The organism is Rhodoplanes sp. SY1 (assembly GCF_046000175.1).
GTDB lineage: Bacteria > Pseudomonadota > Alphaproteobacteria > Rhizobiales > Xanthobacteraceae > Rhodoplanes.
This window is the reverse complement of record NZ_JBEOMB010000033.1, coordinates 21,853-46,388: the sequence shown is the minus strand read 5'-3', so window position 1 is coordinate 46,388 and position 24,536 is coordinate 21,853. Positions and strand designations below refer to the sequence as shown.

Sequence of the window (24,536 nt, the reverse complement as noted above, 5' to 3'; positions counted from 1 at the left end):
GTAACGACGTTGTTCCAGGTCACTGCCGTACGGGGTCCGACATGCGCTTGCGCCACCTTCTCGTCCTGCCGGCCGCGTTTCTCGTAGCCGGCCAGACCCCGGTCGCGGCCGGCACGCTCAAGCCCGACGAAGCCCGCCGCTTCGTCGCCGGCAAGCTGTTCGCCTACACGTGCTTCGAGGGCACCCGCGGCATGGGCCGCATCCATCCGGACGGCTCGGTGGTCGGCACCCTGCAGATCAGGGGCCGCGAGCCGCGCTTCGTCGCGCTGCCGGCCGGCACCATCAAGGTCTCGTCGTCGTCGATCTGCGCCTCGGTGAAGGGGCTGATGTTCCAGCCCTGCTTCGAGGTCGACCAGACCAGTGCCCAGAGCTTCCGCGGCTCGATCTCGGGTCTCGGCTTCGCCTATTGCGACTTCGTCCGGCAGAACCCGCGCACCCGCCTCACCGGCTCGGGCGGCACGGTCCCGGAGACGACCGGCGCGGTGCGCCCGCTGCGGCCGCGCCCGCTCAACTTGCGCCCGACCACGATCAGCGGCACGACGAACCCGCCGCCCGTCCAGTCGGCCGTGATGAAGGCGGCGAACTGATTTTTCCCGACGTCCCGACGGGGTTGCGACGACATCGTCCAGGACCCGCCGCTCGTGTCCCGGGCGCGGCGCAACGCGCCGCGAACCGGGACCCAGGGCGATCAGGCGAGGCGGATGCCATACCGCCCCTGGACCCCGGCTCTGCGGCGCATCGGGCCTGTGGCCCGACGCGCCTTGTCCGGGGCACCCCGAACGATACGGCCGCTCATCGCACACTCACTCACGCCAGCGTCAGGCAGAAGGGCTGCGCCGAGAGGCACGGCGCGTGCGGCGCGATCGCGTCGACGGCGGCGATCATTCGGCCGTCGCGGCCGAGCAGCCGGTCGGCGAGCGAGACGATCAGCTTGTTCGGGCACGCCGTCGCCGACGCGGTGCGCAGCGCCTGCGCGATGGCGCGCTCGTCGCGGTCGGGATGGATCGTGCAGGCCGCCGTGAAGGCCGCCGCGGTCGACCGGCTGATGCCGGCGTAGCAGTGGACGACCAGCGGCGTCTCCTGATCCCAGGCCCGCACGAAGCCGATCAGCTTCTCGACGTGATGCTCCTGCGGATGGATGCAGCCGTCGAGCGGCAGGCAGATGTCGTGGATCTCGAGATGCAGGTGGTGCTCGACCCGGATGCCGGCCGGGCGCGTCACCGGCGTGCCGATGTCGATCAGGGTGACGACATGGCGGGCGCCGGTCGCCTCCACGGTCGCGGCGAGCCGGTCGAGCGAGCAGACATGGATCATGGGTCTCGGACCTCGTTCTTCGGCGGTGGTCTACCGCCGGGATGTGGCGGCTTCGTGCAAGGCGTCGTCCCCGGTTCGAGCCCCTGAGCCGTCATGGCCGGGCTCGTCCCGGCCATCCACGACCGTACGGACGCGCGGCATCGAAGACGTGGATGCCCGGCACGAGGCCGGGCATGACGAGGCGGAGCGCGACGACCCTACCGACCCTACCCGACCTCGATCTTCGAGAACCGCTCGAGGAACCGGCGCTCCGCCACGCCGGCCGGCCACGGGTGCAGAAAATCCTGCTCGATCCGGACCGGCAGGTCCGGCGGCGTGCCGAAGAACTTTTTGGCCTCCGCCACCGCGAAGCCGGCGAGGCGGGTGGCCTCCAGGAACGCCGCGCCGCGATCGGCGTCCTTGACGATCCTCACGGTCTCGTCGGGCAGCGTCGGCGGCAGGCCGAAGCGCAGATGGATGGCGGCGAGCAGCCGGTGCTCGACGGTCTTGTAGGCGCCGCCCATCACGGCCTTGAACGGCGAGATCATGTCGCCGATCACGTATTCGGGGGCGTCGTGCAGCAGGAGCGCGAGGCCGAGCCGGCGATCGACCGCGCCGCAGCGCCGGCGCGCGATCTCCTCCACCAGGAGCGTGTGCTGGGCGACCGAGAAGATGTGGTCGCCCGCGGTCTGGCCGTTCCAGCGCGCGACCCGGGCGAGCCCGTGGGCGATGTCCTCGATCTCGACGTCGAGCGGCGAGGGATCGAGCAGGTCGAGCCGCCGGCCCGACAGCATGCGCTGCCAGGCGCGGGGCGCCTCGGCGTCCGTCGGCGGAACCGGCTTCGGGGCGGGCTTGGTCTTGGCCGGCATGATCAGATCTTTGTCCGCGCCGCCGGCGCGGCCTTCACGGCTTTGGTCTTCACGGCCTTGGTTTTCGGCGAGCGCGGCGCGCCGCCGGCGAGCGCGGCGTGACGGTGGCAGGTCACGAGATGGTCGTTGACCATGCCGACCGCCTGCATGAAGGCGTAGACGATGGTCGGCCCGCAGAACTTGAAGCCCCGTGCGGAGAGTTCCTTCGACATCGCGCGAGAAATCGGCGTCTCGGCCGGCACCTCGGCGCTGGTGCGGAAGCGGTTGACGATCGGGGCGCCGTCGACGAAGCCCCACAGCAGCGTCGCGAAGCCCGGCCCCTTCTCCATCGCCTCGATGTAGGCGCGCGCCGAGAGCGTCGCGCCTTCGATCTTGGCGCGGTTGCGCACGATGCCGGCGTCCTGCATCAGCGCCGCCTGCTTGGCCGCATCGTAGCGGGCGATCTTCTCCGGATCGAAGCCGTCGAAGGCGGCGCGAAAATTCTCGCGCTTGCGCAGGATCGTGATCCAGGAGAGCCCGGCCTGGAAGCCGTCCAGCACCAGCTTCTCGAAGAGGGCGCGATCGTCCCATTCGGGCACGCCCCATTCGGTGTCGTGATAGGCGAGATAGAGCGGATCCTGGCCCGGCCAAGTGCAGCGCTTGCGCCCATCGGCATGCACGATCGCGCTCACGACACACGCCCTGTCACGACGTGGCTCGTCACGACGGCACCGTCTCGCCCGGCCACGCGAAGCTCGCCCAGGCGGGCTTCACCGGGGCGAGCGCGATGCCGCCGGCGACGATCGGCGTGCCGGCGGCAAGCGCATCGCCGACGCGGTCGAGCCGCAGCAGCGCGAGCCCGCGGCCCTCGACGCCCGAGCCCATGGTGCCGACTGCGATGTCGCCGGCCGTCACGGGCGCGCCGGGCGGCGGCGCGAAGCCCTCGACCGTGACCGGGACCACGCGGGTGCGCGCGGTGCCGCGATGCTGCATGCGCGACACCACCTCCTGGCCGACATAGCAGCCCTTCTTGAAGTCGACGCCGGCGAGCTGGTCCATGTCGGTCTCGTGCGGGAAGGCGTCGCCATAGGCGAAGTCGACGCCGCCGCGCGGCACCCCCAGCGCGATTCGATGCGCCTCGTAAGCCGCCGCATCGACCATCGTCGCGCCGAGCCGGACGGCCGTCGCCGCCGCCATACCGACCGGCACGATGGCGCGCAGGCCCAGCTCCGGCAGCCGCGGGTCGCGCAGCACGAGGCCGTCGACGGCCGCCGTGTCGCGCGAATCGATGCCGTCGCCCCACAGCGCCACGACGGCGAGCGCGGCCGAACGGTCCTCGACCGTCACCTTGGCGCGCAGCTTGTACATCTTGAGCTTGGCGAGCAGCCCGTCGACCAGCGCGGCCGGCGCATCGAGCAGGAACCCGCCGCCGTCGGCGGCCGCGATCTCGGCGACGATGAAGTCGGCGACGATCTTGCCTTGCGGGGTGAGCAGCGCGGCAAAACGCGACTGCGCCGGCGACATGGTCGCGACGTTCGCGGTCACCAGGCCGTTGAGGAAATGGCGGGCGTCGTCGCCGGAGACGAGGATGATCCCGCGATCGGAAAGGGGCGCAGCCTGCATGATTCGGTTCGGACCAGGGTCGATCCGAAAGGTAGGGCGGCAGGCGCGGCGGCTCAAGGCCGGAATCCAGGCAGATGGCCGGCCGTGTCTCCCGGCCGGCACGGCGCCTCCTGGCGTGGCGCCTTTCGGCGTGGCGCCTTACTGGCGCGGCGCCTTACTGGCGCGACAGCACGATGGAAAACTCGCCCGACGCGATGCGCTTCGGCAGCCCCTCGGCGAAACGGGCCGTCGCGTCCTCCCCATAGGTCGCGACCAGCTCGGTCAGGGCGCAGAACAGCGAGGCCTGCGCCAGGCAGTCGCCGTCGATGCCGTCCGCCCAGGCTTCCGCCCAGGCCTCCTTGATATGGCCGAGCGCCGCCCGCTTCTGCTCCTGATCCGAATAGTGATCAGAAGCCTCTTCTATGCCCATCGACATTCTCGACCACCCGGTCCCCGGCCCCAGCCGTCAACGTTTCTTAAGGATGTCTTACCAGATGGCCGGCGCCCGGCCAGCTGATCCTTTACGAAAGGTTAACGGGTAGGGGAGCCGCTGCCGCAGCGGGTCGCGCGACATTCGGTGGCGCCTTCGCCGCACTCGAACGGCTGCGGTGGAAAACGTTCTCACCGAACCAGTGAGGGAGAGCGGGCGCCGATTCGGATCGCCCGACGTCGCACGCCGGGCGGCGGTCGGCGATGCCGCGTCAGTTGGCGTAGCGGGCCGTCACCTCGCGGGCGATCTTGGTGCCCTCCTGGAGGTACTTTCGAATCGCCGTGTCGGCGGCCGGCGTGCAGGTGCGGTAGCTCTGTTGGTAGAGCCGGTAGCCGCGGTTGAAGCTGGCGATCATCTGGGCCCGGCGGGCGCCGGTCGGCGCCTCGGCGTCGACGAGCTGCTGCATCTCGTTGCGCCATTTCTGGCCCTCGGCGGCGCCGCAGACCTCCCGCAGGTAATGGAGGGCGCCGAGGATTTCCGACAGGCGCCGCAGGTCGCCATCGAACGGAATCGTCTGCTGGGCCACGGCCGGCGCGGCCGGCAGGAGCGACAGGGCGACGAGGAGAACCTGGACGAAACGGAAGTAAGTGCGGCTCATCGGGGTGTTCGCGGGGCTCGACGCCCCTATCTGCGACGCAATCGCGTCGACGGCAAGGCGCGTCCCCTACCCGGCCCGGAGAATCGCTTGCGCCGCCGCGACGATCTCGGCGAGGCCCTCGGTCGTTTGCAGGCCCGCGACCGCGGCCGGATCGTGCCAGGCGAAGGCGGCGAGCTCGGCGTCGAGCACCGGCTCGCCGGCGATCCAGCGGGCCGCGAAGGACAGAACGACGAAGTGCCGCTCGGTCCGCCCCTCGGCGTCGTGGACGATCACCTCGCGGTGACCGGCCAGGGCGACCGGCGCGATCTCCAGCGCGGTCTCCTCGCGCAACTCACGCACCACCGCCGTGTGAAGCGTCTCGCCGGCCTCGACGACGCCGCCCGGCAGCGTCCAGGGGCCCGCCGAGGGCGGCTGGGCGCGCCGCACCAGCAGCACCTGCCCGGCGCGGAACACCGCGGCGCTGACGGCCAGGAACGGGCGGGTGGGGTAGCGCCGGTCGTCGGTCACGGGCGCTCCCGCTCAGGCGCCGCGCTGGAACACGGCGTCGACCATGTCCTGGCGCGCCGTCTCGTCCGACATGGCGGCCGGCATGATGTGCTCGCCGTTGATCACCGAGCCGGCGCGGGCGACCAGCGGCTTGAGCCAGCCGGACGATTCCGTGCCGAGCCGGGCCACCGCGACGGGCGACAGGTTCTGGCGCAGCGCGTCCAGCGTCGCCGCCAGGATCGCGTCCATGTGGTCGATCATGCCTTCGAGCTCGCGCCGCGAGTTCGGCTCGGCGATCTCGTAGGCGACGCGGGCGAGGTCCTTGTCCTTGAAGTGCGACCGCTCGAAATAGGCGTCGTAGCCGCGCGGCTCCCAACCGAGGATGTCCGAGGCGAACTCCGGACACGACTCGAGCATCTCGAGCAGCATGATGACTTCGTTGTAGTGATTGAGATAATCGGTCGCGAGGCGGGTGAGCGGATTGATGTTCGCCTTCGCCAGCACCGCGGGGTTCTGGGCCTGCGCGCGCAGCTCGTCCAGGGATAGCTTGGGTTGTGCACTCATGGACCGGAAGGCGTGCGCTCTTTTTTGAAAACTGTCGGGGTGCCGGGTTAAAGGCGCATTAAAGGTTGCACGTCGGGGCGCAATCGGAGAGGCAATCCGCGCATGTGTGGTCGCTACGCCATCACCTCCTCGCCCGAAGCGGTTAGGGCCCTCTTCCGTTACGGTGATGTGCCGAACTTCCCGCCCCGCTACAACGTCGCCCCCACCCAGCCGGTGCCGGTGGTGCGGCTCGACGAAGGCGCCCGCCGCTTCGCCCTGCTGCGCTGGGGCCTGATCCCCTCCTGGGTGAAGGATCCGCGAACCTTCTCGCTGCTGATCAACGCCCGGGGCGAATCGGTCGGCGACAAGCCGGCCTTCCGCAACGCCATGAAGCGGCGGCGCTGCCTGCTGCCGGCCGACGGCTTCTTCGAATGGCAGGCCGGCCGCGGGCCGAAGCAGCCGTTCTACATCGCCCGCCGCGGCGGCGGCCCGATCGCCTTCGCGGGCCTGTGGGAGGCCTGGATGGGCCCGAACGGCGAGGAGCTGGAGACGGTGTGCATCGTCACCACCACGGCGAACCGCACGCTCGCCCCCATCCACGACCGCATGCCGGTGATCGTCGCGCCGGAGGCGTTCGACCTGTGGCTCGATCCGGCCGTCGACGCACAGACCGCCGCCGCCCTGATCGCGCCGGCCCCGGACGGCCTGCTCGAAGCCTGGCCGGTGTCGACGGCGGTCAACCGCACGGCGAACGATTCGCCCGACCTGATCGCGCCGCTCGCCGCGGCGCCCGCCGCACCGACTGTCGCGGCCGCCGAGGCCCCGGCCCGGACCGCGCCGAAGCCGGCGGGACGGCGCGCGGCCGCCGGCGCGCCGCGCCGCACCGCCAAGCCGGCGCCCGACAGCGGCCAGGGCTCGCTCTTCTGAGACGCCCGGCCGGCGAGCCGCCCGGCGGCGCCACGGGTTGATGCCGGGCCGCACATCGACTATCCAACCCGGCCCTTCAGCGCCCGGGTCTCCTGTCTCATGTCGCCATCGCACTCGCGCCCTCGGGCGTCGCGTCCTTCCGCGCCGCGTTCTTCCGCGCCACTTCCGGCGGCGCCGAACGGTCGGGCCTGCGGGCTCGACTTCGGCACCTCGAACTCGACCCTGGGTCTCGCGACCAGCGGCGCGCCGTCGCTGCTGACCCTGGACCACGGCAGCACCACGGTGCCGAGCGCCGTGTTCTTCGGGCTCGACCACGCCCACCACACGCTGATCGGCCGCGACGCCATCGCGGCCGATGTGGACGGCGTGCAGGGCCGCTTCATGCGGTCGCTGAAGTCGATCCTCGGCACCGCGCTGATCGACGAGAAGACCCAGCTGGCGCGCCGCCGCGTCGCCTTCCGCGACATCGTGCGCACCTATGTCGAGACGCTGAAGCAGCGCGCCGAGGCGCAGGCCGGCGCCCCGCTCGACCGCGTCGTGCACGGCCGCCCGGTCCACTTCGTCGACGGCGACGACGCCGCCGACCGCCAGGCCGAGGCGACGCTCGCCGACATCGCGCGGGCGGCGGGCTTTTCCGAGGTGTCGTTCCAGTACGAGCCGGTGGCGGCGGCGTTCGACTACGAGCGCGCGGTCGCCGACGAGACCTTGGCGCTGGTCGCCGACATCGGCGGCGGCACCTCGGACTTTTCCGTCGTGCGCCTCGGGCCGCAGCGGCGCGGCCGCGACGACCGCAAGGGCGACATTCTGGCGAGCGGCGGCACAAGGCTCGGCGGCACCGACTACGACCGCGCTTTGTCGCTCGCCGCCGTGATGCCGGCGCTCGGCTTCCGCACCCTGATGACGCGCGGCGACGTCGAGGTGCCGTCCGGCCCCTATTTCGACCTGTCCACCTGGGCGACCGTCAACCGACTCTACGACAAGGCGGTGCTGCCCGAGCTCAAGCTCGTGCGCCGCGAGGCGCGGGCGCCGAAGCTCCTCGCCCGGCTGATCCATCTGATCGAGATGCGGCGCGGCCATTCGGTGCTGATCGAGGTCGAGCGCGCCAAGATCGCGCTCAGCGACGCGGAGACGACGACGATCCCGCTCGACTGGGTGGAGCCGGGTCTCGCCGCGCCGGCGACCCGGACGCAGTTCGACGCGGCGACCGTGCCGCTCGCCGAGCGCCTGCGCACCACCGCGGCTGCGACCCTCGCGGCCGCCGGCCTGACGCCGGAGAAGATCGACGCGGTGTTCTTCACCGGCGGCGGCAGCCTGGTGCCGAGCGTGCGCGGTGCGGTGCGGTCGGTGCTGCCCGACGCCGCCGTGGTCGACGGCGACCGCTTCGGAGCCGTCGGCCTCGGCCTCACCATCGAGGCCCAGCGCCGCTACGGGTGACCTTGACGTACGCGCACCGTGCCGGATGAACGAGAAACGGTCCGGCGTGTTGGTCGCGCGCCCACGCGTGTTCATTTCAAGACTGCCGGCGAACAAAGACCGGCCGCATCGGCGTCCTAGGATCGGCCTTGATCACATGGACCTTCGCGCCGGGAGCCCCATGACGCGCGCGCTCTATTTCGGCCTCGGCTGCCTGATGCTGGCGCTCGGCGCGATCGGCGCCGTGCTGCCCCTGATGCCGACCACCATCTTCCTGATCGCGGCCGCCTGGTGCTTCGCCCGCTCGTCGCCGCGCCTCGAAGCTTGGCTGTTCGAGCACCCGCGCTTCGGCCCGTCGCTACGGGCCTGGCGCGACCAGCGGGCGATCTCGCGCGCCTCGAAGCTCCTCGCCTGCACCGGCATGGCGGCGGGCTTCGTGATCTTCTGGACGACGGCATCGCCCGGCCCGCTCCTCGCGACCGTCGTCGCCGCGTCCCTCCTCGGCTGCGCCGCCTATGTGGCGACCCGCGCCGAGCCGAAGGCGCCGGGAGGCTGAACCGAGCGCAGCCCTGCGGACCCGGAACCCCGTCGCGCGGGACCGGTTGAACCCGGATTGCCGGCGGCCCGGACGAAGGCTGCCGCACCGCCCGAGAATCCTCCGGAGGCCCCGTGACGACGGACGAGCTGCAGCGCGACGATGTCGACGAGGACCTACGGCGCCAGGACGAGCATCATCGCGCCGTCTATCCGCCGCTCGACACGCTCAAGCCCGTCGCGCCGGACGTCTGGATCGTCGACAGCGGCCCCCTGCACGCCTTCGGGCTCGCCCTGCCGGTGCGGATGACCGTGATCCGCCTGTCCGACGGCAGCATGTGGCTGCATTCGCCGACCCGCCACGTCCTCGGGCTGCGCCACGACATCGAGCGGATCGGCCCGATCCGGCATCTCGTGGCGCCCAATGTCGCGCACTGGTCGTTCGTGAAGGGGTGGAGCGCCGCCTGCCCTCTCGCGGCCATCTGGGCGGCGCCGGGGCTGCGCGACCGAAGCCCGGTGAAGGCGTCGGGCCTGCGGATCGATCACGATCTCGGCCCCGCGTCACCCCCGGCCTGGGCGGGCGAGATCGAGCAGCGCATCGTGCCGGCCGGGTTCGGGGTCAGCGAGGTGGCGTTCTTCCACGCGCCGAGCCGCACCCTGGTGCTCACCGATCTCGTCGAGAACCTCGAGCCCGACAAGATCGGCCCGATCGCCCGGCCGCTGCTGCGGGCCGCCGGGGCCATGGCGCCGGACGGCATGGCGCCGGCGCATCTGCGCTTCGTCGTCAACCGCAGGCGCAACGAGGCCCGCGCGGTCGCGGCCGAGATCGTCGGCTGGGACCCGGCCCGGGTGATCTTCGCGCACGGACGCTGGTTCGAGCACGACGGGGCGGCACGGCTGCGCCGGTCGCTGCGCTGGCTGCTCGACTGAGCGCGACGCCGGTCGGCGGCGCCGCACCCGGCCCTCCCTCACATGCCGGCGTCGAGCGGCTTGTCGACGGCGCCACCGGCCGCGACCCAGTCCTTGAAGGCGCCGAGATTGAACACCTCGGCGTAGCCGAAGTCCTTGAGGACCTTGCCGGCGAGCGCCGAGCGGCCGCCCGAGGCGCAGTAGAGGATCACCGGCTTCGCCTTGTCGAACGCCTTGTCGTGATAGGGCGACTCGGGGTCCGCCCGGAACTCCAGCATGCCGCGCGAGACGTGCATGGCGCCCGGCACCTTGCCGCTCGCCGCGAGCTCGGGCGCATCGCGCACGTCGACGACCAGGACGGCGCCCTCCGCCATCATCGCCTTGGCCTCGTCGGGCGTGATCTTCGGCACCACGGCATTCGCCGCCGCCAGCATCTCCTTGACGCTTCCGGCCATTCTCGAACCTCGTTCCTCGGGGTGGCGACATATTCGCTTCGGTCTAACTCTCTCCGGCCGGATCCGCAATGCGGCGACGGGCCGGCAACCCGCCGCACCCGGCCGCCGAGGGGGACACCGAAGTCACGTCGGTGAGTCGAAATAGAGTCTTTTCCGTACAGGATTGCTCGGGTTAACGTTTCGGTCATGGCCACCGAGAAAGCCGAGACCGACCGCATCCCGATCACCCTGTCGCTGGCGACCATCGGCTACCTGGAGCGCCTGGTCCGGCAGGGAACCCACGGCACCAGCGTGCCGGGGGTCGCCCGTACGCTGATCGAGGAAGGCATCCGCAACGCCATCAAGGACGGCCTGCTGGCGATCCGCGACAACTCCCGCAGCAACAACAACCATCACGACTGAGCGTCCGAGACCCGACGCGGCGCCCCTGTGTCGGAATACCAGCCGAGCGCGCGCAGCATGGAACGCGGCGCGTCGGCCCGGCTTGTTGCCCTGCTCGGGGCGTGACGCGGAGTCGCGGACCGCACCGTGCAGGACGTGTTCGGCGCCAGCCCGACACCATGCGGGAGCGGACCATGACCGATCGGCCGAAGACGAGTGTGGAGGCGACGTCGCCGCGGCTCGGCGCTGCCGAGCGGACCCTCATCAGGGCAGCGGCGATCGACCTGATGCTGCACCTCGCCCGCACCCTGCCGCCGCAGGAGCGCCGACCCCGCAAGCGAAGCGAACCGAGATCCGGGCAGGCCTGACCGGTCGCTCGGCTCTCTCGCGGAGGCGCGCCTCAGCCCGCCGCCGCGGCGAGCGCCGCGGGCAGTTCCTCGGCGAGAATGCCCAGCTCGTCCGGTCGGCCGCAGCCGATCCTGATGCAGCGGTCGAGCGGGGCGACGCCGGGCATGCGCACGAACACGTCGCGCGCCACCAGCGCCTGCAGGACGCGGCGGGCATAGGCTCCATCGCGGCCACAGTCGACGGCGACGAAGTTGGTCGCCGCGGGCAGCGTCACGAGCCCGTTCGCCTGCGCGATCGTGGCGATCCGGGCCCGCGCCGTCACCACCTCGTCGCGCACGCGAACAACGTGGTCCGGATCCCGGATCGCGGCGAGCGCCCCGGCCTGGCTGATCCGGCTGATGCCGAAATGATTGCGGACCTTGTCGAAGCTGCGGATCAGCGGCGTGGCGCCGATGGCGTAGCCGACCCGGATGCCGGCGAGCCCGTGCGCCTTCGAGAAGGTGCGCAGCCGCAGCACGCGCGGGTCGGACGGATCGAGGTCGGGCGAGACGCCGTCCGGCGCGAACTCCGCATAGGCCTCGTCGAGCAGCAGCAGCGTGCCGTCCGGCACCGCCTCGACCATGCGGGCGATGTCCGCGGCCGGCCACCAGGTGCCCATCGGGTTGTCGGGATTGGCGATGTAGACGAGCGAGGCGCCCTCGCGCCGCACCGCATCGACGAGCGCCTGCGGATCCTCGCGGTCGTCGCGATACGGCACCGTGACCAGGCGGCCGCCGAACCCGGCGACATGGAAGTTGAAGGTCGGATAGGCGCCGAGCGACGAGACCACCGGCTGGCCGGGGGCGATCAGCATGCGCACGACGAGACCGAGGATGCCGTCGATCCCCTCGCCGACGAAGACGTGCGCGGGTGCGACGCCGTGCGCGGCGGCGATCGCCTGCTTCAGGTCGTGGTTCTCGGGGTCGCAGTATTTCCACGCCTCGGCCGCGGCGGCCTGCATGGCTGCGACCGCGGACGGTGACGGCCCGAAGGCGTTCTCGTTCGCGCCGATGCGGGCGCGGAAGACCCTTCCGCGGGCGCGCTCCTGGGTCTCCGGGCCGACGAACGGCACGGTGGCGGGCAGGCTGTCGACGAGGGCGGTGAAGCGGGCGGCGGTGAACGGCGCGGGCATGGCTTCGGCTGTGGCGAGCGGCGGGGGCGTGTTTGTGTGCCGCCGCCGGGGCGACGTGGCAATCACTTTGTACGGCGCGTCATTCCAGGCTCACCGGCAGCACGGTCTCGCCGCGCGCCTTGAGCACGCGCACGAAGCTGCGCACCACCGCGGCGTTGCCGCTGCGGCGCGAGGCGGCGGCGAGCTCGGCGAACACCTCGCAATCGGCGAGCGGACGGTAGACCACGTCGGGCAGCCGCAGCCGCTGCAGCGACGACGGCACGGCCGCGACCGCGAGGCCGACGCCGACCAGGTTCAGCACCGAGATGAAGTCGCGCACGTGATGCGCGATGCGGGGCGAGAAGCCGCCGGCCTTGCCGATCGCCAGCGTATGCCCGACGAAGCCGCCGCGCTCGTCCGCCTGCGGCACCGCGAAGGCCTCGCCGGCGAGCCGCGCCGCCGGGATCGCGCCCGGCAAGACGGCGAGCGGATGATCGGCGCGCAGCGCGACGAGGACCGGCTCGCGCAGCTGCGGCAACACCGCGAGGCTCGCCGGATAGTCGGGCCGCGGCCGCAGGAAGCCGACGTCGATGCGGCCTTCGGCGAGCGCCTCGAGCTGGCGCCAGCTCTCCATCTCGGTGAGCGAGACGGTGACGCCCGGCCGCTCGCGCCGGAAGTCGAACACGGCGGACGGCAGGAGGCCCGACCAGGTGGCGGAGGCGACGTAGCCGATCTCCAGACGGCCGCGCTCGCCGCGCCCCGCCTGGCGGACGACCAGCTCGGCCCGCTCGAACTGCGCGAGGGCGGCGCGCGCCTCGTCGAGGAACAGCGCGCCAGCCGGCGTGAGGCGGATCGGCGCCCGCTTGTGGCGCTCGATCAGCCGCACGCCAAGCTCCGCCTCGAGCCCGGCGACCTGCCGGCTGACCACCGACTGGGCGAGCCGCAGCCGCTCGGCGGCGCGGCCGAAATGCAGGTTCTCGGCGACCTCGACGAAGCAGCGGACGGATTTGAGGTCCATGAATGCACCGCACTACTCGTGATCCCAACTGCCCCGACCGTCGACCCGTCATCCCGAGGTGCTCGCGCAGCGAGCCTCGAAGGATGCGGCCCGGGCCGTCGCCCACCCGATCTCGGGCCTGCCCGAGATCGGCATGTAACGTCGGCAAGTCGGCAAGCCGACTTGCCATGGCTCGGGCTTCGCCCGAGCACCTCAGGGTGACGGTGAGAGTCAGCGCTGGAGGACATCGGATCGACGCCATCGGTCCGGGGCCGCGCGCAAGCGTCGAGCGTCGCGCGACGCCGTCGCGTCCCTCCTTTTAATCCGTTTCTGCGATTATAAAAGTGCAACTTAGCATTGGACCCGCCGCCGCGTCCGGGCGCATGGTGCATCGCACCATCGTACCGACGTCGCGCGACTGTGCGCGCCGCAACCCCCGCACGTGTCGCCAAAATGCTCTCCCTCTCCGTCGCCCAGCTCGCCGCCCTCGTCGGCACCCTCGCGCTCGTCGTCGTGCTCGGCGCCTGGTCGTCGCGCAACGTGCGCTCCGCCCAGGCCTACAGCCTGAACGGCCGCTCGGCCGGCGCGATGCTGATCGCCGGCAGCATCTCGGGGACGGCGATCGGCGGCGCGTCGACGGTCGGCACCGCCCAGATGGCGGCGGCGGTCGGGCTGTCGGGCTGGTGGTTCACGCTCGGCACAGGCATCGCGCTCCTGGTGCTCGCCGTGTTCTACGCCCGACCGCTGCGCCGGAGCGGGCTCGAGACCATCCCGCAATATCTGACGATCCCCTACGGCCGCTCGGCCGGGCCGCTGACGAGCCTCGTCTCGTCGCTCGGCATCCTGTTCAGCGCGGTGGCGAGCGCGCTCGCCGGCATCCATCTGATGGTCGCGATGTTCGGCCTGTCGGCCTGGATGTCGGCCCTGATGCTGGTGCTGCTCGTCGCCGCCTACGGGATGTTCGGCGGCCTGAAGGGGGCCGGCGTCGCCGGCATCGTCAAGATGGGCGTGCTGTGGCTGTCGCTGATGATCGCCGGCGGCTACGCCACCGTGTCGCTGTGGCAGATGCCCGATTTCGACGCGGTGTTCCCGGCCGTTCCGTGGTTCAGCCTGTGGGGCCGCGGCACCGGCGAGACGCTGTACAACCTGATGTCGCTGATCATCGGCGTGGTCTGCACGCAGACCTACGTGCAGGCCATCTACGCGGCCTCCGACACGCGAATTGCCGCGGTCGGCGCGGCGACGGCGGCGCTGATCACCATCCCGATCGGCCTGCCTTCGATCGCGATCGGCATGCTGATGCACGCGAGGCATCCGGAACTCGCCCCGGTCCTCGCGCTGCCCGTCTATCTGATCCGCTACGTGCCGGGCTGGATCGGCGGCATCGGGCTCGCCGGGATCCTGATCTCGGTGGTCGGCTCGATCGCCGGCCTCGCGCTCGGCATCGGCACCATGATGGCCAACGACATCGGCCGCGGCCTGCTCGGCGTGCGCGACGACGCGATGCTGCTCGCCATCAACCGTGCCTGCGTGCTGGGCGTCACCGTGCTGTCGATGCTGATCGCGCTGTCGGCGCTCGACTCCTATGTGCTCGACTGGAACTACATGTCGATGGCGCTGCGCGGCGCCGCCGTGTTCCTGCCGCTGTCGCTCGCCGTGTTCTGTCCCGGCCGGCTGCCGGCCCGATGGGCCATCGCCTCGATCGTCGGCAGCACGGCCGCGGCCGTGCTGGTCCGCCTCGTGCTGCCGCTGCCGATCAACCCGCTGATGACGGGCCTCGCGGTGAGCGCCGGCGTGGTCGGGCTCGGCGTCCTGCGCGCCGCCGCGACCAACCGTCGCGACACCCCCTCGGCCTGATCACACGTCGTCCGGCCGACCTTTCGCACTGCGGCGAAACTGAAGGAAAAGAAGGCAACGATCCGCCGGTGCGCGCATCGAAAAAGCGCGACGCTGCGGTGCGGTCTCGCCTTTTTGCCGGTCGACACGTCCAAACAATATGCAAGAATGCCTCGGCGCTGCCTGCGTTTCGACCTTGCGCGGGAACGAGGAGTTGATACCGTTAGTGTGCTAACGAATTCGCGGTCCCCGCGGACGACGAGCCAGGCCGACGGCGCACTCTCCCCCGACGCATCCGCGTCGGCGCCGACGACCCGTCGCCCGGGCCGTCGGAGCCGGTCGAGTCGAGCGAAGAGAGGGATCATCGCCGTGTCGAAAACCGTATCGTGCCGTCACGTCCTGGCCGCCGCCTTCGCGCTGGCGATGCCCGGACAGCTCCTCGCCGCCGACATCAAGATCGGCGAGATCAACAGCTATTCCGGCCTGCCCGCCTTCACCGAGCCCTACCGCAAGGGCTGGCAGCTCGCCGTCGAGGAGATCAACGCCAAGGGCGGCATCAACGGCAACAAGCTCGTCGTGATCTCCAAGGACGACGCCGGCAAGCCGGCCGACGCCGTGACGGCGGCCAACGAGCTGGTCTCCAAGGAAGGCGTGGTGATGCTCACCGGCGCCTTCTTCTCGCATATCGGTCTCGCCATCGCCGACTTCGCGGCGCAGAAGAAGATCTACTATCTCGCCGGCGAGCCGCTCACCGACGCGATCGTCTGGTCGAAGGGCAATCCCTACACGTTCCGCCTGCGGCCCTCGAACTACATGCAGGCCGCCATGCTGGCCGAGGAGGCCGCCAAGCTGCCCGCCAAGAAGTGGGCCACGGTGGCGCCGAATTACGAGTACGGCCAGTCGGCCGTCGCGGTGTTCAAGAAGCTCCTGTCGGAGAAGCGCCCCGACATCGAGTGGGTCGGCGAGCAGTGGCCGCCGCAGGGCAAGATCGACGCCGGCGCCGTCGTCGAGGCGCTCGCCGCGACCAAGCCGGAGGCGATCCTCAACGTGACGTTCGGTCCCGACCTCGTGAAGTTCGTCCGCGAGGGCAACACCCGCGGCCTGTTCCAGGGCAAGACCGTGGTGTCGTTCCTGACCGGCGAGCCCGAATACATCGACCCGCTGAAGACCGAGACGCCGGAAGGCTGGCTCGTCACCGGCTATCCGTGGTATGGCGTCGAGACGCCGGAGCACCAGGCGTTCCTCAAGGCCTATCAGGCGAAGTACAACGACTATCCGCGCCTCGGCTCGGTCGTCGGCTACGCCCTGATGTACTCGGCCGCCGAGGTGCTGAAGAAGGCGAACTCCACCGACACCGACAAGCTGATCGCCGCCACCAAGGGCCTCGAGGTCGGCACCCCGTTCGGCAAGGTCAAGTTCCGCGACATCGACCACCAGTCGACGCTCGGCGCCTTCGTCGGCAAGACCGCCGTCAAGGACGGCAAGGGCATCATGGTCGACTACAGCTATCGCGACGGCGCCAAGTATCTGCCGAGCGACGACGAGGTGAAGAAGCTGCGCCCGCAGAACTGAGCGGACCGTCCCTCGCGGACGGCCCTGTCGGGAGCGCGCCGACCCGCGCTCCCGACGGCGAGATGGACGCCGGCGCCCGTTCCCGCGGCCGCGTCCCCCTCGCCAGGAGCTCGTGCCTTGCGCGTGCCATGCGCGCGAGCCCCGACCTCTCCCCGCCGCCGGGGAGAACGATGCGTCCCACCCCCGTGCCGTGACTTTCGACGTCGAAACGACGGCCCCGCCGTCACCGCCGCGCTTGCGTCGCGGAGCCTCGCCGACCTGTTCGGCCCAACCCGATCGTGACCGCCGATGCAGCTCGTCTTCGTCCAGTTCATGACCGGCCTCGCGAGCGCGGCCTCGCTCTTCCTGGTCGCCTCCGGCCTGTCGATCATCTTCGGCGTCACCCGCATCGTGAACTTCGCTCACGGCGCGTTCTACATGCTGGGCGCCTACGTCGCCTATACGCTGACCGAGCGATTCACCGGCGCCTACGGGTTCTGGCTGTCGCTGCTGGCCGCCGCCGCGGTCGTCGCGGTGCTCGGCGCGCTGCTCGAGATGACGCTGCTGCGCCGGATCTATCGCGCGCCCGAATTGTTCCAGCTCCTCGCCACCTTCGGCGTGACGCTGATGGTCGAGGACTTGGTGCTGGTGATCTGGGGGCCGGAGGATCTGGTCGGCCCCCGCGCGCCGGGGCTCGCCGGCGCCGTCGAGATGTTCGGCAAGCGCATCCCCTCCTACGACCTGTTTCTGATCGTGCTCGGCCCGCTGGTGCTGGCCGGCCTGTGGGTGCTGTTCCACCGCACCCGCTGGGGCGTGCTGGTGCGCGCCGCGACCCACGACCGCGCCATGGTGGCGGCGCTCGGCATCAATCAGAAATGGCTGTTCACCGGCGTGTTCGCGCTCGGCGTCTTCCTCGCCGCGCTGGGCGGCGCCCTGCAGATCCCGCGCGACGCGGTCAACCACTCGATGGACCTGCGCATCATCGTCGAGGCCTTCGTCGTGGTGGTGATCGGCGGGCTCGGCTCGACCACGGGCGCCTTCGTCGCGGCCATCATCGTGTCGCAGCTCAACGCCTTCGGCATCCTGGTCTTCCCGAAGATCTCGCTGGTCCTCGTGTTCATCGTGATGGCGATCGTGCTCGTGGTCCGGCCGTGGGGCCTGTTCGGCAAGATGCCGCCGCCGGCCCAGGCCGCGACCGGCGCCACGGTGCGGCCGTGGCGGCCGCTCGGCCGCACCGAGCTGATGATCGCCGCGGCCTGCGTGCTGGTCGTCGCGCTGCAGCCGCTGTGGCTCTCCGACTACGCCCTCACCGTCGGCAGCGAGCTTTTGATCTTCACGCTGTTCGCGGCGAGCCTGCATCTCTTGATGACGGTCGGCGGCCTCGCCTCCTTCGGCCACGCCGCGTATTTCGGGCTCGGCTCCTACGGTGCCGCCTTCGCCGTGCAGGCCGCCGGCGCTCCCATGCTGCTCGCGATCTGCGCCGGCCCGGTGCTCGCCGCGATCGGCGCCGCGATCGTCGGCTGGTTCGCCGTGTCGCTCACCGGCGTCTACTTCGCCATGCTGACGCTCGCCTTCTCGCAGATCGTCTGGTCGATCGCCTTCCAGTGGGTGTCGGTGACGGGCGGCGACAACGGCATCCTCGGCATCTGGCCGGCGCCCTTCGCGTCGACGCCCGGGGCGTTCTACTGGGTCACGCTCGCCTTCGTGGTGCCGGCGCTCGCCTTCCTGCAGATGGTGATCTTCTCGCCGTTCGGCTACGCGCTGCGCGCGACCCGCGACTCCGAGCTGCGCGCCGAGGCGATCGGCATCGACCGCAAGCGCATCCAGTGGGTCGCCTTCGTGATGGCGGGCGCCGCGGCCGGCCTCGGCGGCGCGCTGTTCGCCTTCCTGAAAGGCAGCGTCTTCCCCGACGTGATGGGCATCCCGACCTCGGTCGACGGCCTCGTGATGGTGCTGCTCGGCGGCATCGAGACGGTGCTGGGCCCGATCGTCGGCGCGCTGGTGTTCAAGGCCCTGTCGATCTGGCTGATGAGCCAGACCGACTATTCGAAGCTGGTGCTCGGCGCCGCCATCGTGTTCATCGTGCTCGCCTTCCCGAAGGGCATCGTCGGCACGCTCGGCGACTGGCGGGCGCGCTTCGAGGCCGGGCGCGCGGCGCGCCGCGCCGCCACGTCGGCGCCCGCACCGTCAGACGCCGTCATCAAGGAGGCGCAGCCGTGACCCGCCTGCTCGAGGTCGAGAGCCTCTCGAAATCCTATGCCGGCGTGCAGGCCGTGCGCGACGTCTCCTTCGAGCTCGATCGCGGCGAGATCCTCGCCCTGATCGGCCCGAACGGCGCCGGCAAGAGCACCTGCTTCAACATGCTCAACGGCCAGATCCGCCCCGATGCCGGCACCATCCGGATCGACGGCGAGCCGACCGTCGGCAAGCCGCCGCGCGCCGTGTGGCGCATGGGCGTCGGCCGCACCTTCCAAATCACCGCGACCTTCGCGTCGATGACGGTACGCGAGAACGTGCAGGTCGCGCTGCTCTCCCACGCGCACGCGCTGCGCCGCTTCTGGGGCAGCGCCGCCAAGGACGCCGACGAGGCGGACCGCCTGCTCGGGCTGGTCGGCATGGGCGCCTATGCGGAACGGGCCGCCGCCGAGCTCGCCTACGGCGACCTCAAGCGGCTCGAGCTCGCGATCGCGCTCGCCAACCGGCCGAGGCTCCTGCTGATGGACGAGCCGACCGCCGGCATGGCGCCGAAGGAGCGCATCGAGCTGATGCGGCTCACCGCCGAAATCGCCCGGCGCGAGGGCATCGGCGTCCTGTTCACCGAGCACGACATGGACGTGGTGTTCGAGCACGCCGACCGTCTGATGGTGCTGTCGCGCGGCATGCTGATCGCCGAGGGACCGCCCGCCGAGGTCCGGCGCGACCCGCAGGTGCAGGCCATCTATCTCGGCGAGGGCCTCGTCTACGACGCCCGCCACCAGGATGGTGCGGCCGGCGCCGCCGCGGCGAAGGGGACGCACTGATGACCGAACGTCCGCACACGTCGCAGCTCGACGTCGTCAAGCTCAACGCCTTCTACGGCCAGGCTCACATCCTGTTCGACGTCGAGTTCTCGGTGCATACCGGCGAGGTCGTCGCCCTGCTCGGCCGCAACGGCGCCGGCAAGTCGACCACGTTCCTGTCGATCATGGGCATGGTGGCCCGGCGCACCGGCACGGTGTGGTTCGACGCCGAGGAGGTGACGGACCTGCCGACCTACGAGATCGCGCGGCGCGGGCTCGGCTTCGTGCCGGAGAACCGTCGCATCTTCTCGGATCTCACCGTCGAGGAGAACCTGATGGTCGGGCGCCAGAAGCCGCGCGAGGGCGCGCCGACCTGGGAGCCCGAGAAGCTCTACACGCTGTTCCCCAACCTCGCCGAGATGCGCAAGCGTCCCGGCGGGCGGATGAGCGGCGGCGAGCAGCAGATGCTCACCATCGCCCGCACCCTGATGGGCAATCCGTCGCTGGTGCTGCTCGACGAGCCCTCCGAAGGCCTCGCCCCGAAGATCGTCGAGCAGATGGCAGCCGCCATCCTGGCGATGAAGAAGGAAGGCCTGTCGATCCTGCTCTCCGAGCAGAACCTGCATTTCGCGCGGCTGATCTCCGATCGCGCCGTGATCATCGAAAAGGGCCGCGTGCAGTTCACCGGCACGCTGGCCGAGCTCGAGGCGCGCCCCGATGTGCGCGATGCCTATCTGGCCGTGTGAGGACGGCGACGGCGGAGCGGTCGCAGCATCGCTGAGTGTTCAGCGGATCCGCCGATCCGCCTTTGGCCGGGGCCACCCCCCTCCCCACCCCTCCCCCACAAGGGGGGAGGGAGCAGGCTGCGGCAAATCGCGCGTCTGCACAATACTCGGGTACGATCGTTCGAAAGCAGAAAACCGCGCGGCTCCAGCGTTCCCTCCCCCCTTGTGGGGGAGGGACAGGGAGGGGGGTGAGCCCCGGCGGACAGCGCGTGTCGTTCCAGGAACGCAACGCGGCAGCTCACGCGGCCGCGCTGCTCGGAAAACCTCACTTCTCCGCGAACGCCTTCTCGATCACGTAGTCGCCGGGCTCCCCGGTGTTGCCCTCGACGAAGCCCATGCCCTCCAGGATCGGCGTCATGTCGGCGAGCAGCGCCGGGCTGCCGCACATCATCACCCGGTCGCGCACCGGATCGAGCGCCGGCAAGCCGATGTCGGCGAAGAGCTTTCCGGACGTGATCAGATGGGTGATGCGGCCACGATTGCGAAACTCCTCGCGCGTGACCGTGGGATAGTAGATGAGCTGCTGGGAGATCATCTCGCCCAGGAACTCGTCCTCCGGCAGCTCCTCCTCGATCTTCTGCCGGTAGGCGAGCTCCGCGACGGTGCGCACGCCGTGGATCAGCACCACCTTCGCGAACCGCTCGAACGTCTCGGGATCCCGGATCGTCGACATGAAGGGCGCGAGGCCGGTGCCGGTGGCGAGCAGATAGAGCGTCGCGCCCGGCTTCAGATTGTCGATCACCAGCGTGCCGGTCGCCTTGCGGCCGATGACGATGCGATCGCCCGGCCGGATCTGCTGCAGCCTCGAGGTGAGCGGGCCGTTCGGCACCTTGATCGAGAAGAAGTCGAGCACGTCGGCATAGTGCGGCGAGGCGATCGAGTAGGCGCGCAGGAGCGGCCGCCCCTCGCCCGGAAGCCCCAGCATCACGAACTGGCCGCTCTTGAAGCGGCAGCCGGGATCGCGCGTCGTCGAGAAGCTGAAGAGCCTGTCGGTCCAGTGGTGAACGTCGAGGACCTGCTCTTCGAAGAAGTTGCTCATGGGTCGAACCTTCGAGGAATTCCAGGAAGCCGGGAGTTCCGGTCGCCGTCTTGGCGGCCGACATTCGTTAGTGTACTAACAATATGACGGAGCCGCGGCGGCCTTGTCAACGGCCCGAAACGGCCGGATACCGGGCGAAGCGTGGTCCGTCCAGCAACGAGGAGAAGAAACCATGGCTCACGACGCGCCGGCGGGACCGAGCGGTCCCACCAAGCTGGTCATCCGCAACATCGGCCTTCTCTTGTCGGGTGCGCTGGAGAATCCGATCCTCGACGCCGATACGGTCGTGGCCGTGGACGGGCGCATCTCGGCGATCGGCAAGCTGAAGGACGTCGACGTCGAGGGTGCGACCACCGTGGTCGACGCCAACGGCACCGTGCTGGCGCCGGGCCTGATCGACAGTCACGTGCACCCGGTCGCGGGTGATTGGACGCCGCGCCAGAATCAGCTCGGCTGGATCGATTCCACACTGCACGGCGGCGTCACCACCATGATCTCGGCCGGCGAGGTGCACACGCCGGGCCGGCCGCGCGACATCGTCGGCCTCAAGGCGATGGCGATCACGGCGCAGCGCTGCTTCGATGCGTTCCGGGTCGCAGGCGTGAAGCTGCACGCCGGCGCGCCGGTGCTGGAGCACGGCATGACCGAGGAGGACTTCAAGGAGCTCGCCGCCGCCGGCGTGAGGCTCCTCGGCGAGGTCGGCCTCGGCGGCGTCAAGGACGGCAAGAACGCCCGCGAGATGGTCGCGTGGGCCCGCAAGTACGGCATCCAGTCGACCATCCACACCGGTGGTCCGTCGATCCCGGGTTCCGGCCTGATCGGCGCCGACATGGTGCTGGAGGCCGACACCGACGTGGTCGGCCACATCAACGGCGGCCACACGGCGCTACCCGACCGCGAGATCCGCTGCATCTGCGAGGGCTGCCGCCGCGGCCTCGAGATCGTCCACAACGGCAACGAGCGCGCCGCGCTCTACACGCTGCGCACCGCCCGCGAGCTGGGGCAGCTCGAGCGCGTCATCCTCGGCACCGACGGGCCGGCCGGATCGGGCGTGCAGCCGCTCGGCATCATCCGCATGGTGTCGATGCTGTCCGCGCTCGGCGAGGTGCCGGCCGAGATCGCCTTCTGCTTCGCCACCGGCAACACGGCCCGCATGCGCGCCCTCGACGTCGGCCTGATCGAGACCGGCCGCGCCGCCGACTTCGTGCTGATGGACAAGGCCCAGCACTCGGCCGGCAAGGACTTCCTCGAGTCGATCCAGCTCGGCGATCTGCCCGGCATCGGCATGACCGTCATCGACGGCATCGTGCGCACCGGCCGCAGCCGCAACACTCCGCCCGCGACGAAGGTGCCCGCGGTGGTGTGAGGAGGGGAGAACGGACGCGCATCGTTCCCTCTCCCCGCGTGCGGGGAGAGGGTGGCTCGCCGCGACAGCGGCGAGTCGGGTGAGGGGGCGCTTCCTCGACGCTCAGACTCGCGGCAACGCCTCCTCACCCGACATCCGCGCCGAATGCGCGAATGTCGACCTCTCCCCGCGTGCGGGGAGAGGTGAGACGGCGTGCCATGACCTTCACCGCAGCTTGGCGAGCAGGCTCATGAAGGTCTTGCGCTCGGCGGCGGTGAGCGGCGCGAGCGTCTCGTCCGAGATGGCGTGCGCCTCCTCGACGTGAGCGTCGACCAGGGCGCGGCCCTTCGGCGTGAGGTCGACGAGGCGGCGGCGGGCGTCGTCGGGGTCGAGCGCGATGTGGGTGAGGCCGCGCGCCGTGAGACGGTCGACCACGCCCTTGACGGTCGCGACATCCATGGCGGTGGCACGGCCGAGCTGATTCTGCGAGGTGGCGCCGATCTCGCGCAGCTTCGACAGCACGGCCCATTGCATCGACGTGAGATCACAACCGATCTTCTCGGCGAAGATCGCCGTATGGCGCTGGCTCACCTGGCGCAGCATGAAGCCGACCTGCTCGTCCAGGCAGTAGCTCCCCGCGCGAGACTTCGTCGCCACGACCTTCGTCATGCCCTGCCCTCGTGCTCACCTAGGCGCGTCAGCTTCCGACCGCCTCGTCCTGAGGAGCCGCCGAAGGCGGCGTCTCGAAGGACGGCAGCCGAGGTGCCGGCCCGATGGTTCGACACGCGCTCGCGGGGCGCAAGCGCGCCCCGAGCGCTCCTCACCATGAGGCCGATAAAATCAGCGCAGGCCGTCCTCGCCCTTGATCTCGGTCGTCTTCAGGCCGCCGACGCGCGGCAGCGGCCGGCCGCCCGTGGTGATCGCCACCGCGACCATGATCTCGTTGGCGCGCGGCGCATCGTTGATCGACACCTGCATGCCGTCGAAATGGCTGCGCACGAAGGCGGCGTCCTTGTGGCCGAGCGGGATGTCGAGCTCCTGGCCGGGGCCGCCGCGCTTCTTCGACGACGGGATCAGGGCCGCGCCCTTGCCGAGCGTCTTGCGCACCGGCGCGCCCATTTTCGGATGCAGCAGCGCGGCGGCGTGCTCGAGCTCGCCGTCGACGCCGACCAGCGCCGCCTTGCCGTAGCTCTCGCATTTCTCGCCCGGCACGCCGAGCGCCGCCACGGCCCTCTCGGACAAGAGCTTGCCCAGCTCCTCGCCGAAGTCGATCAGAGCTCCGAGATCCTCGACATAAATCCCCGCATACGGGTTGTCGATCACGGCGATCGCGGCGGCGCGCCGCACCGGCCGCTCGACCGCGTGGCCCATCTCGGTGAGAGTCTCGTCGACGACGGTCACCAGCTTGCGGATTTTAAGGTTCATCGCAATCCATCCCACTTCTCGATCTGATGCGCCAGCAGGCCGCCGATCCGGGCGTGCACGCGCCCGCCCATGGTCATCACCAGCACCAGCGCGATCTCGTCGGCGCGCGGCGCGTCCGGAATGCCGACCTCCATGGCATCGTAGTGCGTGCGCACATAGGATGCATTGACATGGGTGATCGGCACGTCGAGCCGGGTGCCCGGCCCGCCGACCTTCTTGGTCGACGGCACGATCGCCTTCGTGCTGCCCAGCACGTCGCGCATCGCGTAGCCGCCGGGCACGTGCCACAGGGCGCCGTGCTCCAGCTCGCCGGCCTCGCCCACGATGGCGCCCTTGCCGTAGCCCTCGATCGCTCCGGCCTCGCCGCCGAGCGAATCGAGGAGCGCCTGCGCGAGCGACACGCCGAGCGGCTCGAGGTCCTTCATGAAGAAGGCGATGTCCTCGACATAGCGTCCGGCGAACGGATTCGCGATCACGGCGATCGCGGCGCCGCGCTTGATCGTGCGACCCGTGACCGGACCGCCTTCGTGGAAGATCTCCTCCACGGTGACGAGACGCTTTCTCACCAGAACTTCGGCCATG

At 70.5% G+C, this 24,536-nt stretch carries 28 protein-coding genes; 13 read left to right on the top strand and 15 right to left on the bottom strand.

Annotated features, from left to right (window positions below):
* The first annotated feature begins 47 nt into the window (after positions 1–47).
* On the top strand, positions 48–587 hold the full coding sequence (locus ABTU92_RS10120; RefSeq protein WP_408090166.1) for a hypothetical protein: 540 nt from the start codon (positions 48–50) through the stop codon (positions 585–587).
* A 220-nt stretch (positions 588–807) separates the two neighbouring features.
* On the opposite strand, the gene ABTU92_RS10115 is transcribed toward ABTU92_RS10120, so the two are convergent.
* The 8 genes from ABTU92_RS10115 to ABTU92_RS10080 all read right to left on the bottom strand — a co-directional run bounded on the left by ABTU92_RS10115 (position 808) and on the right by ABTU92_RS10080 (position 5,881).
* The gene (locus tag ABTU92_RS10115; protein WP_408090164.1) at positions 808–1,314 is read right to left on the bottom strand and encodes a tyrosine phosphatase family protein; all 507 of its coding nucleotides are present in this window, start codon (positions 1,312–1,314) and stop codon (positions 808–810) included.
* Between the two features lie 206 nt (positions 1,315–1,520).
* On the bottom strand, positions 1,521–2,162 hold the full coding sequence (locus ABTU92_RS10110; protein WP_408090162.1) for a YfbR-like 5'-deoxynucleotidase: 642 nt from the start codon (positions 2,160–2,162) through the stop codon (positions 1,521–1,523).
* 2 nt (positions 2,163–2,164) lie between these two features.
* Positions 2,165–2,833, bottom strand: a complete 669-nt coding sequence (locus ABTU92_RS10105) for a DNA-3-methyladenine glycosylase I (protein ID WP_408090160.1) — start codon at positions 2,831–2,833, stop codon at positions 2,165–2,167.
* A 28-nt stretch (positions 2,834–2,861) separates the two neighbouring features.
* Positions 2,862–3,764, bottom strand: coding sequence for a YgfZ/GcvT domain-containing protein (locus tag ABTU92_RS10100; protein ID WP_408090158.1), 903 nt, complete (start codon positions 3,762–3,764; stop codon positions 2,862–2,864).
* Positions 3,765–3,918: 154 nt separating this feature from the next.
* Complete coding sequence (locus ABTU92_RS10095) at positions 3,919–4,179, bottom strand: hypothetical protein (protein ID WP_408090156.1); 261 nt, start codon at positions 4,177–4,179, stop codon at positions 3,919–3,921.
* Positions 4,180–4,444: 265 nt separating this feature from the next.
* A complete protein-coding gene (locus tag ABTU92_RS10090) occupies positions 4,445–4,831 on the bottom strand; it encodes a TIGR02301 family protein (RefSeq protein WP_408090154.1) in 387 nt (128 codons plus the stop codon).
* Positions 4,832–4,897: 66 nt separating this feature from the next.
* Positions 4,898–5,338 carry an NUDIX hydrolase gene (locus ABTU92_RS10085; protein WP_408090152.1) on the bottom strand — a complete coding sequence of 147 codons (441 nt, stop codon included), beginning with the start codon at positions 5,336–5,338 and terminating at the stop codon, positions 4,898–4,900.
* 12 nt (positions 5,339–5,350) lie between these two features.
* On the bottom strand, positions 5,351–5,881 hold the full coding sequence (locus ABTU92_RS10080; protein WP_408090150.1) for a hypothetical protein: 531 nt from the start codon (positions 5,879–5,881) through the stop codon (positions 5,351–5,353).
* 102 nt (positions 5,882–5,983) lie between these two features.
* On the opposite strand from ABTU92_RS10080, the gene ABTU92_RS10075 reads away from it, so the two are divergent.
* The 4 genes from ABTU92_RS10075 to ABTU92_RS10060 all read left to right on the top strand — a co-directional run bounded on the left by ABTU92_RS10075 (position 5,984) and on the right by ABTU92_RS10060 (position 9,664).
* Complete coding sequence (locus tag ABTU92_RS10075) at positions 5,984–6,787, top strand: SOS response-associated peptidase (protein WP_408090148.1); 804 nt, start codon at positions 5,984–5,986, stop codon at positions 6,785–6,787.
* Positions 6,788–6,886: 99 nt separating this feature from the next.
* Positions 6,887–8,221 (top strand): Hsp70 family protein, encoded by a 1,335-nt coding sequence (locus ABTU92_RS10070; RefSeq protein WP_408090146.1) that lies wholly within the window; start codon positions 6,887–6,889, stop codon positions 8,219–8,221.
* A 160-nt stretch (positions 8,222–8,381) separates the two neighbouring features.
* On the top strand, positions 8,382–8,756 hold the full coding sequence (locus ABTU92_RS10065) for a YbaN family protein (RefSeq protein ID WP_408090144.1): 375 nt from the start codon (positions 8,382–8,384) through the stop codon (positions 8,754–8,756).
* 128 nt (positions 8,757–8,884) lie between these two features.
* Positions 8,885–9,664, top strand: a complete 780-nt coding sequence (locus ABTU92_RS10060; RefSeq protein WP_408090189.1) for a DUF4336 domain-containing protein — start codon at positions 8,885–8,887, stop codon at positions 9,662–9,664.
* 38 nt (positions 9,665–9,702) lie between these two features.
* On the opposite strand, the gene ABTU92_RS10055 is transcribed toward ABTU92_RS10060, so the two are convergent.
* Positions 9,703–10,098 carry a rhodanese-like domain-containing protein gene (locus ABTU92_RS10055; protein WP_408090142.1) on the bottom strand — a complete coding sequence of 132 codons (396 nt, stop codon included), beginning with the start codon at positions 10,096–10,098 and terminating at the stop codon, positions 9,703–9,705.
* Positions 10,099–10,284: 186 nt separating this feature from the next.
* Here ABTU92_RS10055 and ABTU92_RS10050 point away from each other — a divergent pair, with 186 nt between their 5' ends.
* Together ABTU92_RS10050 and ABTU92_RS10045 are read left to right on the top strand one after the other, a co-directional pair.
* Positions 10,285–10,500 carry a hypothetical protein gene (locus ABTU92_RS10050; RefSeq protein ID WP_408090140.1) on the top strand — a complete coding sequence of 72 codons (216 nt, stop codon included), beginning with the start codon at positions 10,285–10,287 and terminating at the stop codon, positions 10,498–10,500.
* A gap of 173 nt (positions 10,501–10,673) precedes the next feature.
* Positions 10,674–10,847, top strand: coding sequence for a hypothetical protein (locus ABTU92_RS10045; protein ID WP_408090138.1), 174 nt, complete (start codon positions 10,674–10,676; stop codon positions 10,845–10,847).
* A 32-nt stretch (positions 10,848–10,879) separates the two neighbouring features.
* On the opposite strand, the gene ABTU92_RS10040 is transcribed toward ABTU92_RS10045, so the two are convergent.
* On the bottom strand, positions 10,880–11,998 hold the full coding sequence (locus ABTU92_RS10040) for a pyridoxal phosphate-dependent aminotransferase (protein ID WP_408090136.1): 1,119 nt from the start codon (positions 11,996–11,998) through the stop codon (positions 10,880–10,882).
* Positions 11,999–12,077: 79 nt separating this feature from the next.
* Positions 12,078–12,995 carry a LysR family transcriptional regulator gene (locus tag ABTU92_RS10035; RefSeq protein ID WP_408090134.1) on the bottom strand — a complete coding sequence of 306 codons (918 nt, stop codon included), beginning with the start codon at positions 12,993–12,995 and terminating at the stop codon, positions 12,078–12,080.
* A 432-nt stretch (positions 12,996–13,427) separates the two neighbouring features.
* Between ABTU92_RS10035 and ABTU92_RS10030 the strand changes: the two genes are divergently transcribed.
* The 5 genes from ABTU92_RS10030 (at position 13,428) to ABTU92_RS10010 (ending at position 20,106) form a co-directional block, all read left to right on the top strand.
* Positions 13,428–14,831: a sodium:solute symporter gene (locus ABTU92_RS10030; protein ID WP_408090132.1), complete on the top strand. Its 1,404-nt coding sequence runs from the start codon at positions 13,428–13,430 to the stop codon at positions 14,829–14,831.
* Positions 14,832–15,233: 402 nt separating this feature from the next.
* On the top strand, positions 15,234–16,382 hold the full coding sequence (locus ABTU92_RS10025) for an ABC transporter substrate-binding protein (protein WP_408090187.1): 1,149 nt from the start codon (positions 15,234–15,236) through the stop codon (positions 16,380–16,382).
* 288 nt (positions 16,383–16,670) lie between these two features.
* Complete coding sequence (locus tag ABTU92_RS10020) at positions 16,671–18,581, top strand: ABC transporter permease (RefSeq protein WP_408090130.1); 1,911 nt, start codon at positions 16,671–16,673, stop codon at positions 18,579–18,581.
* Entirely contained in the window at positions 18,578–19,381 is an 804-nt protein-coding gene (locus tag ABTU92_RS10015) for an ABC transporter ATP-binding protein (RefSeq protein ID WP_408090128.1), read from the top strand. The genes ABTU92_RS10020 and ABTU92_RS10015 overlap by 4 nt, the downstream gene beginning before the upstream one ends.
* The gene (locus ABTU92_RS10010; protein ID WP_111358932.1) at positions 19,381–20,106 is read left to right on the top strand and encodes an ABC transporter ATP-binding protein; all 726 of its coding nucleotides are present in this window, start codon (positions 19,381–19,383) and stop codon (positions 20,104–20,106) included. Before ABTU92_RS10015 ends, ABTU92_RS10010 begins: the two co-directional genes overlap by 1 nt.
* 304 nt (positions 20,107–20,410) lie before the next feature.
* Here the strand turns inward: ABTU92_RS10010 and ABTU92_RS10005 are convergent, their stop codons facing one another.
* Positions 20,411–21,184 carry a ferredoxin--NADP reductase gene (locus tag ABTU92_RS10005; RefSeq protein WP_408090126.1) on the bottom strand — a complete coding sequence of 258 codons (774 nt, stop codon included), beginning with the start codon at positions 21,182–21,184 and terminating at the stop codon, positions 20,411–20,413.
* A 172-nt stretch (positions 21,185–21,356) separates the two neighbouring features.
* Between ABTU92_RS10005 and ABTU92_RS10000 the strand changes: the two genes are divergently transcribed.
* Complete coding sequence (locus ABTU92_RS10000) at positions 21,357–22,550, top strand: amidohydrolase family protein (RefSeq protein WP_408090124.1); 1,194 nt, start codon at positions 21,357–21,359, stop codon at positions 22,548–22,550.
* Between the two features lie 204 nt (positions 22,551–22,754).
* On the opposite strand, the gene ABTU92_RS09995 is transcribed toward ABTU92_RS10000, so the two are convergent.
* The 3 genes from ABTU92_RS09995 to ABTU92_RS09985 all read right to left on the bottom strand — a co-directional run bounded on the left by ABTU92_RS09995 (position 22,755) and on the right by ABTU92_RS09985 (position 24,535).
* On the bottom strand, positions 22,755–23,198 hold the full coding sequence (locus tag ABTU92_RS09995) for a MarR family winged helix-turn-helix transcriptional regulator (protein ID WP_408090122.1): 444 nt from the start codon (positions 23,196–23,198) through the stop codon (positions 22,755–22,757).
* A 171-nt stretch (positions 23,199–23,369) separates the two neighbouring features.
* Positions 23,370–23,954 carry an amino acid synthesis family protein gene (locus ABTU92_RS09990; protein WP_408090120.1) on the bottom strand — a complete coding sequence of 195 codons (585 nt, stop codon included), beginning with the start codon at positions 23,952–23,954 and terminating at the stop codon, positions 23,370–23,372.
* Entirely contained in the window at positions 23,951–24,535 is a 585-nt protein-coding gene (locus ABTU92_RS09985; protein WP_408090118.1) for an amino acid synthesis family protein, read from the bottom strand. Before ABTU92_RS09985 ends, ABTU92_RS09990 begins: the two co-directional genes overlap by 4 nt.
* Position 24,536: the final 1 nt, after the last annotated feature.

Excerpts from the sequence above, each read along its gene's own strand:
- ABTU92_RS10115 (WP_408090164.1), bottom strand. The coding sequence starts at position 1,314 with ATGATCCATGTCTGCTCGCTCGACCGGCTCGCCGCGACCGTGGAGGCG.
- ABTU92_RS10110 (WP_408090162.1), bottom strand. The coding sequence starts at position 2,162 with ATGCCGGCCAAGACCAAGCCCGCCCCGAAGCCGGTTCCGCCGACGGAC.
- ABTU92_RS10100 (WP_408090158.1), bottom strand. The coding sequence starts at position 3,764 with ATGCAGGCTGCGCCCCTTTCCGATCGCGGGATCATCCTCGTCTCCGGC.
- ABTU92_RS10095 (WP_408090156.1), bottom strand. The coding sequence starts at position 4,179 with ATGTCGATGGGCATAGAAGAGGCTTCTGATCACTATTCGGATCAGGAG.
- ABTU92_RS10090 (WP_408090154.1), bottom strand. The coding sequence starts at position 4,831 with ATGAGCCGCACTTACTTCCGTTTCGTCCAGGTTCTCCTCGTCGCCCTG.
- ABTU92_RS10080 (WP_408090150.1), bottom strand. The coding sequence starts at position 5,881 with ATGAGTGCACAACCCAAGCTATCCCTGGACGAGCTGCGCGCGCAGGCC.
- ABTU92_RS10075 (WP_408090148.1), top strand. The coding sequence starts at position 5,984 with ATGTGTGGTCGCTACGCCATCACCTCCTCGCCCGAAGCGGTTAGGGCC.
- ABTU92_RS10070 (WP_408090146.1), top strand. The coding sequence starts at position 6,887 with ATGTCGCCATCGCACTCGCGCCCTCGGGCGTCGCGTCCTTCCGCGCCG.
- ABTU92_RS10065 (WP_408090144.1), top strand. The coding sequence starts at position 8,382 with ATGACGCGCGCGCTCTATTTCGGCCTCGGCTGCCTGATGCTGGCGCTC.
- ABTU92_RS10055 (WP_408090142.1), bottom strand. The coding sequence starts at position 10,098 with ATGGCCGGAAGCGTCAAGGAGATGCTGGCGGCGGCGAATGCCGTGGTG.
- ABTU92_RS10050 (WP_408090140.1), top strand. The coding sequence starts at position 10,285 with ATGGCCACCGAGAAAGCCGAGACCGACCGCATCCCGATCACCCTGTCG.
- ABTU92_RS10045 (WP_408090138.1), top strand. The coding sequence starts at position 10,674 with ATGACCGATCGGCCGAAGACGAGTGTGGAGGCGACGTCGCCGCGGCTC.
- ABTU92_RS10040 (WP_408090136.1), bottom strand. The coding sequence starts at position 11,998 with ATGCCCGCGCCGTTCACCGCCGCCCGCTTCACCGCCCTCGTCGACAGC.
- ABTU92_RS10035 (WP_408090134.1), bottom strand. The coding sequence starts at position 12,995 with ATGGACCTCAAATCCGTCCGCTGCTTCGTCGAGGTCGCCGAGAACCTG.
- ABTU92_RS10030 (WP_408090132.1), top strand. The coding sequence starts at position 13,428 with ATGCTCTCCCTCTCCGTCGCCCAGCTCGCCGCCCTCGTCGGCACCCTC.
- ABTU92_RS10025 (WP_408090187.1), top strand. The coding sequence starts at position 15,234 with ATGCCCGGACAGCTCCTCGCCGCCGACATCAAGATCGGCGAGATCAAC.
- ABTU92_RS10020 (WP_408090130.1), top strand. The coding sequence starts at position 16,671 with ATGCAGCTCGTCTTCGTCCAGTTCATGACCGGCCTCGCGAGCGCGGCC.
- ABTU92_RS10010 (WP_111358932.1), top strand. The coding sequence starts at position 19,381 with ATGACCGAACGTCCGCACACGTCGCAGCTCGACGTCGTCAAGCTCAAC.
- ABTU92_RS10005 (WP_408090126.1), bottom strand. The coding sequence starts at position 21,184 with ATGAGCAACTTCTTCGAAGAGCAGGTCCTCGACGTTCACCACTGGACC.
- ABTU92_RS10000 (WP_408090124.1), top strand. The coding sequence starts at position 21,357 with ATGGCTCACGACGCGCCGGCGGGACCGAGCGGTCCCACCAAGCTGGTC.
- ABTU92_RS09995 (WP_408090122.1), bottom strand. The coding sequence starts at position 23,198 with ATGACGAAGGTCGTGGCGACGAAGTCTCGCGCGGGGAGCTACTGCCTG.
- ABTU92_RS09990 (WP_408090120.1), bottom strand. The coding sequence starts at position 23,954 with ATGAACCTTAAAATCCGCAAGCTGGTGACCGTCGTCGACGAGACTCTC.
- ABTU92_RS09985 (WP_408090118.1), bottom strand. The coding sequence starts at position 24,535 with ATGGCCGAAGTTCTGGTGAGAAAGCGTCTCGTCACCGTGGAGGAGATC.